This is a genomic window from Mycobacterium sp., from assembly GCF_029961025.1.
Taxonomy (GTDB): Bacteria; Actinomycetota; Actinomycetes; order Mycobacteriales; family Mycobacteriaceae; genus Mycobacterium.
In genome coordinates this window covers 184,250-197,112 of sequence record NZ_JASBVP010000011.1, presented here as the reverse complement: position 1 = coordinate 197,112, position 12,863 = coordinate 184,250, and the positions used below count along the sequence as shown (strand labels likewise).

Annotated in this window: 14 protein-coding genes; 9 read left to right on the top strand and 5 right to left on the bottom strand. The window is 64.5% G+C overall.

What is annotated here, in order from left to right; all coding sequences use genetic code 11:
• Window positions 1-149 precede the first annotated feature (149 nt).
• Window positions 150-566, top strand: a complete 417-nt coding sequence (locus QJR12_RS13755; RefSeq protein WP_300583225.1) for a CBS domain-containing protein — start codon at window positions 150-152, stop codon at window positions 564-566.
• A gap of 92 nt (window positions 567-658) precedes the next feature.
• Here the strand turns inward: QJR12_RS13755 and QJR12_RS13750 are convergent, their stop codons facing one another.
• From QJR12_RS13750 to QJR12_RS13740, 3 genes are all read right to left on the bottom strand, one after another.
• Window positions 659-928, bottom strand: coding sequence for a hypothetical protein (locus QJR12_RS13750; RefSeq protein ID WP_300583223.1), 270 nt, complete (start codon window positions 926-928; stop codon window positions 659-661).
• An 18-nt stretch (window positions 929-946) separates the two neighbouring features.
• Window positions 947-1,192 carry a universal stress protein gene (locus QJR12_RS13745; RefSeq protein WP_300583220.1) on the bottom strand — a complete coding sequence of 82 codons (246 nt, stop codon included), beginning with the start codon at window positions 1,190-1,192 and terminating at the stop codon, window positions 947-949.
• Window positions 1,193-1,356: 164 nt separating this feature from the next.
• Entirely contained in the window at window positions 1,357-1,770 is a 414-nt protein-coding gene (locus QJR12_RS13740) for a nitroreductase (RefSeq protein ID WP_300583218.1), read from the bottom strand.
• Window positions 1,771-1,899: 129 nt separating this feature from the next.
• On the opposite strand from QJR12_RS13740, the gene acsA reads away from it, so the two are divergent.
• From acsA to QJR12_RS13700, 8 genes are all read left to right on the top strand, one after another.
• On the top strand, window positions 1,900-3,687 hold the full coding sequence (acsA, locus tag QJR12_RS13735) for an acetate--CoA ligase (RefSeq protein ID WP_300583215.1): 1,788 nt from the start codon (window positions 1,900-1,902) through the stop codon (window positions 3,685-3,687).
• Window positions 3,684-4,661, top strand: a complete 978-nt coding sequence (gene pdhA, locus QJR12_RS13730; protein WP_300583213.1) for a pyruvate dehydrogenase (acetyl-transferring) E1 component subunit alpha — start codon at window positions 3,684-3,686, stop codon at window positions 4,659-4,661. Before acsA ends, pdhA begins: the two co-directional genes overlap by 4 nt.
• Window positions 4,658-5,632, top strand: a complete 975-nt coding sequence (locus tag QJR12_RS13725) for an alpha-ketoacid dehydrogenase subunit beta (RefSeq protein WP_300583210.1) — start codon at window positions 4,658-4,660, stop codon at window positions 5,630-5,632. Before pdhA ends, QJR12_RS13725 begins: the two co-directional genes overlap by 4 nt.
• Entirely contained in the window at window positions 5,632-6,831 is a 1,200-nt protein-coding gene (locus QJR12_RS13720; protein WP_300583208.1) for a dihydrolipoamide acetyltransferase family protein, read from the top strand. Before QJR12_RS13725 ends, QJR12_RS13720 begins: the two co-directional genes overlap by 1 nt.
• Window positions 6,832-6,838: 7 nt before the next feature.
• Window positions 6,839-7,096: an acyl carrier protein gene (locus QJR12_RS13715; RefSeq protein WP_300583205.1), complete on the top strand. Its 258-nt coding sequence runs from the start codon at window positions 6,839-6,841 to the stop codon at window positions 7,094-7,096.
• 143 nt (window positions 7,097-7,239) lie between these two features.
• Entirely contained in the window at window positions 7,240-8,529 is a 1,290-nt protein-coding gene (locus QJR12_RS13710; protein ID WP_300583202.1) for a YncE family protein, read from the top strand.
• 164 nt (window positions 8,530-8,693) lie between these two features.
• Window positions 8,694-9,107, top strand: a complete 414-nt coding sequence (locus QJR12_RS13705) for an FHA domain-containing protein (protein ID WP_300583199.1) — start codon at window positions 8,694-8,696, stop codon at window positions 9,105-9,107.
• Between the two features lie 196 nt (window positions 9,108-9,303).
• On the top strand, window positions 9,304-10,572 hold the full coding sequence (locus QJR12_RS13700) for a serine hydrolase domain-containing protein (protein WP_300583196.1): 1,269 nt from the start codon (window positions 9,304-9,306) through the stop codon (window positions 10,570-10,572).
• Between the two features lie 8 nt (window positions 10,573-10,580).
• Here QJR12_RS13700 and QJR12_RS13695 read toward each other — a convergent pair whose 3' ends face one another.
• Together QJR12_RS13695 and QJR12_RS13690 are read right to left on the bottom strand one after the other, a co-directional pair.
• On the bottom strand, window positions 10,581-12,488 hold the full coding sequence (locus QJR12_RS13695; protein ID WP_300583194.1) for a pyruvate kinase: 1,908 nt from the start codon (window positions 12,486-12,488) through the stop codon (window positions 10,581-10,583).
• Between the two features lie 70 nt (window positions 12,489-12,558).
• Window positions 12,559-12,825, bottom strand: a complete 267-nt coding sequence (locus tag QJR12_RS13690; RefSeq protein WP_300583191.1) for a hypothetical protein — start codon at window positions 12,823-12,825, stop codon at window positions 12,559-12,561.
• Window positions 12,826-12,863: the final 38 nt, after the last annotated feature.

Below are 12,863 nucleotides of genomic sequence, written 5' to 3'. Positions count from 1 at the left end.
CACCTTCGCATCACCCCCGGACGACGGCAACGGCCAAACGTTGGCGGCTAAAAGGCCTAATGGCCCTACCACGGCTGAAAACCGGCACCTAGATTATGGGTTGCCGATTCTCAATCACCCAGGCACAGCATGAATTTCAGGAGAACACCATGACGACGGCCAAAGACATCATGCAGCGTGGGGTGACCTATATCGGTGAACATGAGACGATGACCGCCGCGGCCCGGCACATGCGCGACTCGGGTGTGGGGGCATTGCCGATCTGGGGGGACGACAACCGTCTGCTCGGCATGCTCACCGACCGCGACATTGTCGTCAAATGCATCGCCGTCGGTCGTGATCCCAACACCACCACGGCCGGTGAGCTGGCGCAGGGCCGGGTCTATCACATCGGCGGTGAGGCCAGTATCGAACAGATGCTCAGCATGATGGAGGAGCATCAGATCCGGCGGCTGCCGGTCATCGAAAACCACCGGCTTGTCGGAATCGTCAGTGAAGCCGATATCGCCCGTCATCTCCCCGAGCACGCCATCGCCGAGTTCGTCAAGGCCATCTACGCACCGTAGTAGATAACGTAATAGACGAGTTGTTATCGGGTTGCGCCGCTCAGTCGCCCCGTTGCCGACGGTTCGAGGGCCGCGGCGTCGGGTCACGGCTATCACGGTGTCCCCGGCGTGGCGCCCACCGGGGCGGGAAAGCGGTCGCTGACCCCGGTGCTGCCGGCTTGCCGGGCGCAGTGCGCAGAGCAGTAAATCGTCCCCTCGGCCTCTACCCCATGGCCTAGGACCCGACAGCCGCAGTGCGCGCACGTGGGAGCCAATTTCATTGCCGCGCACTCAATGCTGTCGAAGGTTGCGCTATGGCCATCCACCCAGGTGACGGTGAATGCTTTATCGTAGTCATTGCCGCAGGTAGCGCAGATAGCCATCGGAATCGACTCCTTTCCTCACCGGTAGGGGATCACAAATCCGGGGTTGGTCACGTTCACGGCCCGACCGGCGTTCCGCCGCGCCGTGTCGCCGCGCCGGGTTGCCAGCGCCCGGGTATCGATGCGGTTTTGCTCCATGACGCAGAGCAACCGCAACGGGATGTCGGAACCGGCCACCTTCTCGGCGGCCCACCGCGCAGCGCCAACCGCTGTCTGCGACCCATCGGTGCCAACGACCACCGACGTCGGCGGACCATACTCCATCATGTGCGCCCTTGGGCAGTGGTCAACGGGAGAACGCAAAAACGCTATCGAACACGTCGCAATAGGTCAGGAGGCTTTAGTCCTCACTTGGTGATTCGTTGTTCCTTATTCCGGTGGTCCCTGTCCCGGCGGCCCGCGCTGACGATGGGAGCGCTCGCAGGGCGTTAGCCGCGCGGCTCGGCAAGCTTCAGCTTGACGAAGTTGGCGATTCCCAAACGCCGATACAGTCGCCGACGTCCCGCCGATAGCTGTGGCGCCGCCGATTCCGCACCGATAATTTCGGGCTCGACGACAGCGTAGGTCTGGTCCCTGACCCGAATCGTTGCCTGCCCAGCGCTTAGCACGTTACGCAGCCAATCGACGTGTGTGCCGTAGGGCAACGGGACGATAAACCCATCCGACACCGTCTCTGCGACCACCGGTGTCGCGTACCGCCGGCCCGAGTGACGTCCGGTGTGCCCGATCACCGACGCATACCAGTGTTTGCGCCCGGCCAGTCGCATCATCGCCGGGTTGAGCATGAACTTGTTGAACACGCGCAGCGTGTCCCGGATCGACCATCTGCTGGGGTGGTCCATGCCCCGATGGTGTGCCCCCGCCGTCTCCTCGGGGCAGGGTCATCCGGCCGCACCCTTTGGTGACCTTGGTCCCTATCCCGGCTCGCCCGGCACGGAAACGATGAAGACAACACCCGGCTAGGACCCAGCATGCAGATCATTCACAAGAGCGCCGACGATCTTGTCGTCACGCCGAATTTCACCGACTATCAGCAGATCTGCTCAACCTTCGACTGGGCCGATGTGCCGCCGTTGTGCGAAGGCATGGGCGGCGGCTGCAACATCGCCTACGCCGCCGTCGACCGCCACGCCGAGGGTCCGGCGCGAACCCGCACGGCACTGCGGTTCATCACCGATCCCGGCCCCGACGGCCGGATCGCGACCAGGCAATTCAGCTACGGCGAACTGGCCGGGCTGTCGAGGCGGTTCACCGGCGTCCTGCGCTCGCTCGGCATCGGCAAGGGAGACCGGGTCTTCACGGTCATGGGTCGAATCCCCGAACTGTACATCGCGATCATGGGCGCCCTGCGCAACGGCAGCGTCGTGTGCCCGATGTTCTCGGCCTTCGGGCCCGAACCCATCGCCACCCGGGTCGGCATCGGTCAGGCCGATGTTTTGGTGACCACCACCTCGCTTTACCGGCGAAAGATCGCCCAGGTCCGCGACCGCCTGACATCGGTTCGACACATCGTGCTGGTCGACGGTCGGAACACCCCCGAGGGGGTGTCGAGCTTCTGGCATCTGATGAGCGCATCCGACGAGAACTCCCCGATCGAGCCCACAACTGCCGACGACCCGGCACTGCTGCACTTCACCAGCGGCACCACCGGGACGCCGAAAGGCGCCATCCACGTGCACGGCGCCGTCGCGATGCACTACGTCACCGGCCGGTATGCGCTCGACCTGCATCCCGACGATATTTTCTGGTGCACCGCCGATCCGGGCTGGGTGACCGGAACCTCCTATGGTGTGATCGCCCCGTTGTTGCTCGGCGTGACGTCGATCGTCGACGAGGCGGAATTCGACGCCGAGCGCTGGTACACCATCCTGCAAGATCAGGGCGTGACGGTGTGGTACACCGCACCCACCGCGATCCGGATGCTGATCAAAGCGGGTCCCGAACTCCCCGCGCAGTACCGGTTTCCGCGTCTGCGTTTCATCGCCAGTGTCGGTGAACCACTAAACCCGGAGGCGGTCTGGTGGGGGAAACGCGTTCTGGGCCTGCCGATTCACGACAACTGGTGGCAGACCGAAACCGGCGGAATCATGATCGCGAACACACCCGCGTTCGATATCAAACCCGGATCGATGGGCCGGCCGCTGCCCGGCGTGCACGCATACATAGTGCGACACAATGACGACGGCAGCGTTTCGGTGATCGACGAGCCGGATGTCGAAGGTGAGCTTGCGCTCAAGACCGGCTGGCCGTCGATGTTCCGGGGTTATCTGCACGACGAAGAGCGCTACCGCAAGTCGTTCACCGACGGGCTGTACCTCACCGGGGATCTGGCGAAAAAGGATGCCGACGGCTATTTCTGGTTCGTCGGCAGGGCAGACGACGTCATCAAGTCGGCCGGGCATCTGATCGGCCCGTTCGAAGTCGAAAACACCCTGACCGAGCATCCCGCGGTCGCCGAGGCGGCGGTCATCGGCAAACCGGATCCGGTGGTGGGCGAGATCGTCAAGGCGTTCGTCACGCTGAAGGACGGCTTTACCGGCGACGAGGAGCTGCGGCTGGCGTTGCTGGCTCATGCCCGCAAGAAGCTGGGCGCCGCGGTCGCCCCCAAGGAGATCGAGTTCGCCGACTCGCTGCCGCATACCCGCAGCGGAAAGATCATGCGGCGGTTGCTGAAAGCGCGCGAACTCGGCTTGCCCGAAGGTGACACGTCCACGGTCGAGGCACCGGCAGGTCCGCACGTCCAGGAGGTGTCGGCATGACCGATGTCGAACTTGCCCGCGGGCTGCTGTCGGACATGGTGCGGGTTCGCAGAATGGAAGAAAAGTGCGCAGAACTCTACGGGGAAACCAAGATTCGTGGATTTCTGCACCTCTACGTCGGTGAGGAGGCAGTCGCGGCCGGTTCGCTTCGAGCGTTGAGCCCCGACGACGCGGTGGTGGCGACCTATCGCGAGCACGCGCACGCGCTGCTGCGCGGCGTGTCGATGAACGCGATCATGGCCGAGATGTTCGGCAAACAAGAGGGCTGCTCACGAGGCCGCGGCGGGTCGATGCACCTGTTCGACGCGGCCACCCGCTTTTACGGCGGGCATGCGATCGTGGCCAGCGGCTTGCCACTCGCGGTCGGCCTTGCCCTGGCCGACGCGATGACGCACCGCAACCGCGTGACCGCATGCTATTTCGGCGACGGTGCCGTCGCTGAAGGCGCTTTCCACGAGTCCTTGAACATGGCAGCGCTGTGGCGGCTGCCGGTGCTGTTCTTGTGTGAGAACAACTTTTACGCGATGGGAACCGCGTTGCAGCGGGCGCAATCGCAAACCGACCTAACGGCCAAGGCGGCAGCCTATCGCGTGCCGACGCTCGCCGTGGACGGGATGGACGTGATGGCATGTTATACTGCGGCGCAACAGGGCGCAGCGCATGTCCGCGACTCGGGCAGCCCGTTCTTCATCGAGTTTCGCACCTACCGTTTTCGTGCCCATTCGATGTTCGATCCGGAACTGTACCGGGATAAAGCCGAGGTGCAACGGTGGCGCAAGCGCGACCCCATCCCGGCGTTCAGTGAGCGCTGCCTGCACGAGGGCACGCTCACGCGCGACGATATTGCCGGCATCGAAGGGGCGGCCGATGCCGAGACCGAGGCCGCGGTAGCCTTCGCCGAGGCCGGCACCTGGGAGAATGTGGAGGACCTCGAGCGAGATGTGCTGACGCCGGCAGTAGAGGCGGTAACGTGAAGATCAGTTACCGCACCGCCGTTCACGACGCGTTACGCGACGCACTGCGCGCCGATCCCCGAGTTGTGTTGATGGGTGAGGACGTCGGCCGATACGGCGGAACGTATGCGGTGTCCAAGGGACTGCTCGAGGAATTCGGCCCGGAGCGAGTGCGCGACACCCCGTTGTCGGAATTAGGTTTCGTCGGTGCGGGAATCGGTGCCTCCCTCAACGGGCTTCGGCCGATCGTAGAAGTCATGACGGTGAACTTCAGCCTGTTGGCACTCGATCAGATCGTAAATACCGCTGCTGCGCTTCGCCATATGTCCGGGGGTCAGTTCTCGGTGCCGCTCGTGATCAGGATGGCTACCGGCGCCGGCCGTCAATTGGCCGCTCAGCATTCGCACAGCCTGGAGCCCTGGTATGCCCATATCCCGGGAATCAAGGTGGTTGCCCCGGCGACGGTGGCTGACGCATACGGCATGCTGGGCACCGCGCTTTCGGACCCTGATCCGGTGGTGATTTTCGAACACGTCCAGCTCTACAACACCACAGCCGATATCGACGACCTCACAGCTACCGATATTTCTCGCGCGGCAATCCGCCGCAGCGGATCTGACGTAACCCTGATCGCCTACGGCGGTTGCCTGTCCAAAACACTTGACGCGGCAGATCAATTGGCACTTACCGGAATCGACTGTGAAGTGATTGATCTTCGGGTTTTGCGTCCGCTGGATGATGACACGATGCTGGAGTCGGTTCGCAAGACCCATCGGGCCGTGGTAGTCGACGAGGCTTGGCGCAGCGGCAGTTTGGCGGCTGAAATCAGCACACGAATCGTGGAGGGGGCGTTTTTCGACCTTGACGCCCCCATTGCCCGGGTCTGCAGCGCAGAGGTGCCCATACCGTATGCGAGACACCTGGAAGAGGCTGCCCTCCCGCAGCCGGACAAGATCGTCGCCGCAGCAGAAAGCCTATTCGGGGACCGGTGATGATCGAGTTCAAGATGCCCGCGCTGGGCGCAGACATGGACGAGGGAACCCTCGACGAGTGGCGGGTCAAACCCGGTGACAAGGTGAAGCGCGGACAGGTGGTAGCCGTGGTTGAGACCAGCAAAGCCGCTGTGGAAGTCGAATGCTGGCATGAGGGCACGGTGCATGAACTGCTGGTTCCGGTCGGCCAAACCGTCGGAGTGGGAACGGTATTGGCGACCCTGTTGGAACCGGGAGAGACGGCGGAAAAACCCGCGAAGGTCCCGGCACAGCCGGTGGTGGTCTCAGCCAAGCCCGCCGCCGCGGCTGAGGCGCCGGGGCGGGTAGCCCGGCAGCTCGCCGCGCCGGCGAGAACCCCACCGCGACGCCGGTGGGTTTCGCCCGCTGCGCGACGTTTAGCAGCATCGCTGGGCGTTGACCTCGATGGCGTGACCGGCAGCGGCCCACAGGGCGCTATCACCATCAGCGATGTGGAACACGCTGCCGCCACCGTGACCAAGCCGAAAGCCAAACCCACCGCGGCGGAGCGTGCCGCACAAATGCGGCGATCGATTGCCGCCGCGATGAGCCGCTCCAAACGCGAGATTCCGCACTACTATCTGGCGGACGAAATCGTGATGGAAAACGCGCTGAGCTGGCTGAGCGCGCACAACGCGGAGCGACCCATCACCGAACGGCTGCTGCCGGCTGTGCTGCAGTTAAAGGCCGTGGCCCTTGCGGCCCAGCGCTTCGGCGAATTCAACGGTTTCTGGCGGGATGACGCGTTTCAGCCCGGCACCGGAGTTCACGTCGGTGTCGCCATCTCACTGCGCGGTGGTGGTCTGGTGGCGCCGGCTATTCACGACGTTCCCGATAAGAAGCTCGACGAGCTGATGCGCGACCTCACCGACCTGGTTGCCCGGGCGCGCGCCTTCTCGCTGCGGAGCTCCGAGATGTCGGACCCGACGATCACCGTGACCAACCTGGGCGACCAGGGTGTCGACACGGTCTTCGGAGTGATCTACCCGCCGCAAGTGGCTCTGGTCGGTTTTGGCAAGCCCGCGCAGCGGGTCTGTGTGATCGACGGCGGGATTCGGGTGGTCACCACGGTGCAGGCCAGCCTCGCTGCCGATCACCGCGCAAGTGACGGCCACCGCGGTGCGTTGTTCCTCGCCGCGATCGATGAGTTGCTCCAGCAGCCCGACGTTTTGGAGAAGTGAAGACCAGATGATGACCAGGGAAGACATCCGTGACGAGGTGTTGTCGGTCTTGACGGCCATCGCCCCGGAAGTGACGGTCGACGATATCGAAGACGAGGTCCTGCTGCGAGACCAGGTTGACCTCGATTCGATGGATTGGCTGAACTTCCTGGTCGGCATCCACAAGCGGTTGCACGTCGACATCCCCGAACGCGACTACGCATCGTTGCGCACCCTGGCCGACGTCGTTGGATACGTCGAGAAGCATCGGGTGGAACCGGATTAACCACGCCGGCCCGCAACATCACGGCCTTTGGCCGGTGCCGCCGTTTCCCGCGGCGTTCCTTATCGCAGCGCGCCCGACGTCGCACCGCAGCCGGGTCCCGGCGTCAACGCGGGGCCCGTGACGGACGGCTTCCGGGTGGATAGATGACTTTTGTCCCTATGCATGTAGTGGTCATCACCGGGATCATGGACGCTAAAGACAACACATCGAAAGGGGTCATCATGCACCCTGTCGACTGTGATATCCACGAGGGCGCCCGTGACGGCCCCCCCGTCGGGCCAACGGCCCTGCTGGCGCGGTCGTCCGGCCCGGAGGACGTCGGCACGGGCCAGCCGGGCCCCAGTGACCCCGCCGGCCCCCCGATCGCCTACGGGGCAATCCCGGAGCACTGCTTGCCCCCGCCAACGATCCTCGCGACCATCGGGGTGGGAGAGGCCGCTGGTGAGCTGGTGGTCAGCCCGGACGGCTGTCACGTGTATGTAGGGCGACGTACCTCCGTCGCGGTGCTCAGCCGCCTGAACAACATCGTGGGCGTGATCCCGACCGGCGGGCAACCCAAGGAGCTGGCGATCAGCGCCGACGGCAGCCGACTCTATGTCACCGGCTACGACGGCTCCGTGTCGGTTGTCGACGCTACCGAGTGGACCACCCCCCGGCGGGTCATGGTGATTCCGGGCGCCTCGGCGGCGCGCGAGGTCATCACCGCGGACGGGGCCCTGATCTACGTCGCACACCACGCCCACGACGGCTGCGGCTGGATTTCGGTGCACGACAGTGCGGGTGGCATGCTTGCAGCCATCCCCGGTGAAAGTGGCTGGGCAGGCTATACCATCGCTGACCTTGCGGTGAACCCCGATGGCACGCGGGTGTATGTCGGATGGTCTCGCCACAGCGCCTATCGGCAGTACGGTCACGGTTTCATCAGCGTGATAGACACTGCGGCCCCGGCGGTAATCGATACCATCGATCTGCGTGGCCGCCTCGACGGCATCACTGTCAGCCCAGATGGCTCGAGGATGTATGCGACGCACGCCGACAGCCAATCCGTGTCAGCGGTCGACCTTGCCACCCATCGTGTGACACCCATCGCCCTGCAGGATGAACCACTTGCCTTGGCGTTTACCCCCGATAGCGTGACGGCGTATGTGGCCGGTTCGTGTTCGCTGTCGATCATCGACACGGTCACCAACGAAGCCGACCGGATCATGGTCGGCGATCTGCCCCGCAGCGTGCAGATCAGCCCGGACGGCAAGTGCGCGTTTATCGGTGATTTTGGCGCCCGTGGGGTATCGGTCATCGACACCGTCGCCGGGTGCGTCGTCGGCACCATCGATATCGGTGGGTATCCCCAGGGATTAGCGATCAGTCCCGACGGCTGCCGTCTTTATGTCAGCGACTATTGGTCTGGCCTCGTCACCGTGGTCGGGATTTAACCCCGCTCGGTCGAGGGCGGTCGCCGGAAGCCGGGTGATTTGTGCATTCTCGAGTCGTCTCACCAGCGGTCAACTATTCTGACCCTAGATCCAGACGAGCCGGCTGAACATCGCGGCTATGCGCTAAACCGACATTCTCAATCCACATTTAAGGCAACGACCAGATGCCCAAGGAAGTCAACGGGGACAATACCGCCACATTCCGAGCCGATCTTGCCGGTGAGCGCGAGCCCACCGACGCCGCTACCGCTGAGGCGGAATGGGCAGCCGACAAGTTGCCCACCGGGACGGCGCTGTTAGCCGTCCGACGCGGTCCCAACGCCGGGTCGCGGTTTTTGCTGGATCGCGACTGTGTTTCAGCGGGCCGACACCCCGAAAGCGACATCTTTCTCGACGATGTCACCGTCAGTCGCAGGCATGCCGAATTCCGCAGGGAAGACGGCAAATTCCGGATCGTCGATACCGGCAGCCTCAACGGCACCTATGTCAACCGCAAACCGGTGGACTCGGCGCTGCTCGCCAACGGCGATGAGATCCAGATCGGCAAATTCAGCCTGGTATTCCTCACCGGTCGGTGACCGGCGGCCACCGGTCACCGATGCGGGCGCGCGTGATCGATAAGCACGCCGCGGCTTTGGAGTCGCCCCGCAGCTCGATAGGCCTTTAGGCCCACCGGGATTAGACTTTCGGCCTTTCTGACCAGTGACTTATGGCGGTGATCTCGGGTCCTCCTTCACTCGTCGGGGGACACATCGCCGATAGATCCTGTGCCTTATGAGGCGGGCAAGCATTTCCCGGTCAGAGGGCCGGCTGCCGGCGGGGGTTGCGGGTGCGGCTGATCCCCATTTTGCATGCGTTGTACGTAGTTTCGCCAGGTTGTTTCCGGGACGCCGTCTCGGTGGCGGTGCCCTCTCGGTCTATCTCGACGGCAGACCGGTTGTCGACGTGTGGACGGGATGGGCCGATCGCCGCGGCACGGTGGCGTGGTCGGCGGATACCGGCGCGATGGTGTTTTCGGTAACCAAAGGTTTAACGTCCACGGTCATTCATCGGCTTGTCGACCGGGGATTGCTCGCCTATGACGCGCCGGTTGCCGACTACTGGCCGGAATTCGGCGCCAACGGCAAGTCGGCCATCACCATTCGGGACGTGATGGGTCACCGCGCCGGGCTATCCCAGCTGGGCGGCGTCAGCGGTGCCGAGTTGATGAACGCCCGGCTGATGGAGGCCCGGCTGGCGGCGGCGCCAGCGGGTCGGCTGCTGGGCAAACCGGCCTACCATGCGCTGACCTACGGGTGGCTGATGTCCGGCCTGGCGCGCGCGGTCACCGGCAAGGGGATGGGTGAGCTGATCCGCACGGAACTGGCGGCACCGCTGAACAGCGACGGGCTGCATCTGGGTCGGCCGCCGGCCACGGCCCCGACGCAAACCGCCCAGATCATCATCCCGCAAAGTGTCCGGGCAAACCCGCTGGTCAATTTCGTGGCCCCGAAGATTGCCGCGTTCCCGTTCTCGGCCGCGTTCGGCGCAATGTATTTTCCGGGAATGAAAGCCTTTGTCCAGGGCGATATCCCAATGCTCGACGGTGAGGTACCGGCGGCCAACGGGGTCTGTACGGCGCGGGCGCTGGCGCGGCTTTACGGCGCGATCGCCAATCACGGCCGACTCGACGGTTTCCAGTTTTTGTCTTCGGAGCTGGTAGCAGGACTTCCCGGCAGGCCAAGCCTGCGGCCGGACTACAACCTATTCCTGCCGCTGTCCTGGCACATGGGGTATCACGCGGTGCCCATCCCGGGCCTGCTGCCCGGGTTCGGTCACGCCGGTTTAGGCGGATCGATCGGATGGGCCGACCCGGCCAGCGGAATAGGGTTCGGTTTCGTGCACAACCGGTTGCTGACACCGATGATCTTCGATCAGGCCACGTTCATCGGGTTGGGAGCATTGCTGCGGCGCTGCGCGGCCGCTGCCCGGCGGCACGGCTACCGTGTTGTACCCGATTTCGGGGCGCCTTACCCCGCACCGGTGCACAGTGCCGCGGGCTAAGGCGGGACTTAAGCCGGGCGGGTGGGACGCCACGAGCGCAGCGACCGCAGCAGGCCGGTGCGTTTTTGGTGGTGTCCTGCCATGCGCCGAAGGATCTTGTCGAGGATCACCACGGCGTCACCAATGTAGGGGCCTTTGTTGAGCATCACGCACTCGGCCCGCTCGCTCATTGCGGCATCGCTGATTTCCGCGCGTGACGGGTTGCCGGTTTTCGCCAGTTGCTCAAGCACCTGCGTCGCCCAGACCACCGGAAGGTGGCCGGCCTCGCACAGCCAGAGGATCTCCTCCTGTAATTCCGCCAGCCGATCGAAGCCGCACTCGACGGCGAGATCTCCGCGGGCAATCATCACCCCCGCCCGCGGGTGACGCATCACGGTCAACAGCAGTTGCGGCAGATGCTCAAACGCCTGCCGGGTTTCGATTTTCAGAATGATCCCCAGGTGTTGCGCGCCGAGCCTGTCCACCTCGCTGAGCAGTCTTTCGACATCCGAGGGGTGGCGGACAAACGACATCTCCACCACGTCGGCTAATTCCGCGACCACCGACAGGTCTTCGATGTCTTTGGCGGTTAGCGCCGGAATCGGCAGGTGGGTGTCGGGGACGTTGATGCCCTTGTCGGCGCCAAGCCGGGACCCGCCGTCGGCGGCGTGGTCGATACGGATGCTCAACGCCGCATCGTCGACGCTCACGATGTGGCCGCCGATGCGGCCGTCATCGAGTTGGACGCTCTCCCCAGGACGGGCGTATTCGAAGATCTCCGGGAGCGTGCAGCCGATTTGTGCTACCCCGTCGGGCTGCACAGGGGCGGGAGTGCAGTCTCGCGTCAGCTTGAGAATATCCCCGCGGTGCAACAGCAGGCTCTGCGGAACATGTGCCAGCTTGCCGATCTCGGCCGGATCGTCGTCCCCGTCGACGTGCAGAACCGTTCCGGTCCCCAAATAGGTTGTCTTGTCGGCCGTGATGACCAGTCCCGGCACGCCAGTGGGTGTTTGCTCGGCGTCGTGCAACACCAGGCGACGAGCAGATCCGCGGGTGTCGCGCACCCGCAACACCTCCCCTGCTCTGCGGCGACCCAGCCAATCGCGGGGCACGGGGATTGTCGGCATGTCGTCCTGGGGTGGGCTCACCGGCTCGTCCGCCGCGGTCAGCCACGCCCGGCCCGGAGCAACGACTTCCCCGAGAGGGTTCTTTCGTGGACGAAGCTTGACGACGCGCGGGCCGGGCTGCAATGGGCCGGTGCGCAGTTTGGGTCCGGCCAGATCCATCGCGATCAAGCACGCTCGGCCGGTCGCTTCGGCGGCCCCTCGCACGTTGCGGGCCATTGCCCGCCACGCCCGCGCGTCATCGTGGGCGCAGTTGATCCGGGCGAGGTTCATGCCGCGTCGCATCAGTTCGCGCACCAGGCCGTCGTTTTCGGCGGCCTCGGAGGGAAGGGTGACCATGATGCGGGTCACCCGTCCCATGGGTTGGGGGCCGAGAAGGGCGATGGTTCGCTGGCGCAGCAGCCGTATCCCTTCCTCCATTCGCACCGTCGGGGGTCGCGGTGGGTGCCAGCCGTTGCCCCGCATCGCACCGATCGCCGAGCGCACCAGCAGCAGGGTGGCCTCGACGTGGGCCTCGCTGCGGCCCAGCGACGACAAGCCGAACGCGGCCAGGCGCGACTGCAGATCACGCAAGTCGTTTTGCCGGATCGCCCAGTAGTGCACGAGATTTCGTGCACTGATGCGCTGCTCTTCGGCCACCGTGGCCAGCGAGTGTGACCACAGCGATTCCGCTTCGCCCAATTGGTTCAGCAGCTGGTTGACCTCGTTTTCCAGCCGCAGTAACTGTGCGACGGGATCTGGCCGTATCAGCTCAGAGCGGTGTGCCTCCTGGCTGGGCGGCTCGGGACGGCTGGGCTGAGCGGACACCAACACCTCGCTTCCTCCCGTCCAGGGCGCCGAGACAGCGGGGCGCGCTGATCAGCCCGACGCCGACTTACTCGCTTTACTCCTTGCTCAGGGTGTGACCAACGCTTCGCACCACGCTGCGCAAGAACTCGAGATGCGCCTTGACAAGTTCCTCGGCCAAATCCAGTGCGGCGTCGACGACTTTCTTGCGCCGCCCCTCTTCGGCAACCACAGGGGTCACCTCATCGACGAACTTGCGCACCGCCTCGATGGCTGCGGTGCGTCCGGTTTCCAGCGATTCGAGCACGTCGTCGGACAAGCCGACCAGGCGTTCTGCCACCGTTTTCTGCGGCGTTTCGGTCATGGTCCCCTCCTTACGGGGTTCTGGGTGCTGCGCGATAC

What these genes read in the sequence shown, in the direction of transcription:
- QJR12_RS13740 (WP_300583218.1), bottom strand. Translation starts at nt 1,770, where the DNA reads ATGGACCACCCCAGCAGATGGTCGATCCGGGACACGCTGCGCGTGTTC.
- QJR12_RS13745 (WP_300583220.1), bottom strand. Translation starts at nt 1,192, where the DNA reads ATGGAGTATGGTCCGCCGACGTCGGTGGTCGTTGGCACCGATGGGTCG.
- QJR12_RS13705 (WP_300583199.1), top strand. Translation starts at nt 8,694, where the DNA reads ATGCCCAAGGAAGTCAACGGGGACAATACCGCCACATTCCGAGCCGAT.
- pdhA (WP_300583213.1), top strand. Translation starts at nt 3,684, where the DNA reads ATGACCGATGTCGAACTTGCCCGCGGGCTGCTGTCGGACATGGTGCGG.
- QJR12_RS13720 (WP_300583208.1), top strand. Translation starts at nt 5,632, where the DNA reads ATGATCGAGTTCAAGATGCCCGCGCTGGGCGCAGACATGGACGAGGGA.
- QJR12_RS13710 (WP_300583202.1), top strand. Translation starts at nt 7,240, where the DNA reads ATGACTTTTGTCCCTATGCATGTAGTGGTCATCACCGGGATCATGGAC.
- QJR12_RS13690 (WP_300583191.1), bottom strand. Translation starts at nt 12,825, where the DNA reads ATGACCGAAACGCCGCAGAAAACGGTGGCAGAACGCCTGGTCGGCTTG.
- acsA (WP_300583215.1), top strand. Translation starts at nt 1,900, where the DNA reads ATGCAGATCATTCACAAGAGCGCCGACGATCTTGTCGTCACGCCGAAT.
- QJR12_RS13700 (WP_300583196.1), top strand. Translation starts at nt 9,304, where the DNA reads ATGAGGCGGGCAAGCATTTCCCGGTCAGAGGGCCGGCTGCCGGCGGGG.
- QJR12_RS13715 (WP_300583205.1), top strand. Translation starts at nt 6,839, where the DNA reads ATGATGACCAGGGAAGACATCCGTGACGAGGTGTTGTCGGTCTTGACG.
- QJR12_RS13750 (WP_300583223.1), bottom strand. Translation starts at nt 928, where the DNA reads ATGGCTATCTGCGCTACCTGCGGCAATGACTACGATAAAGCATTCACC.
- QJR12_RS13755 (WP_300583225.1), top strand. Translation starts at nt 150, where the DNA reads ATGACGACGGCCAAAGACATCATGCAGCGTGGGGTGACCTATATCGGT.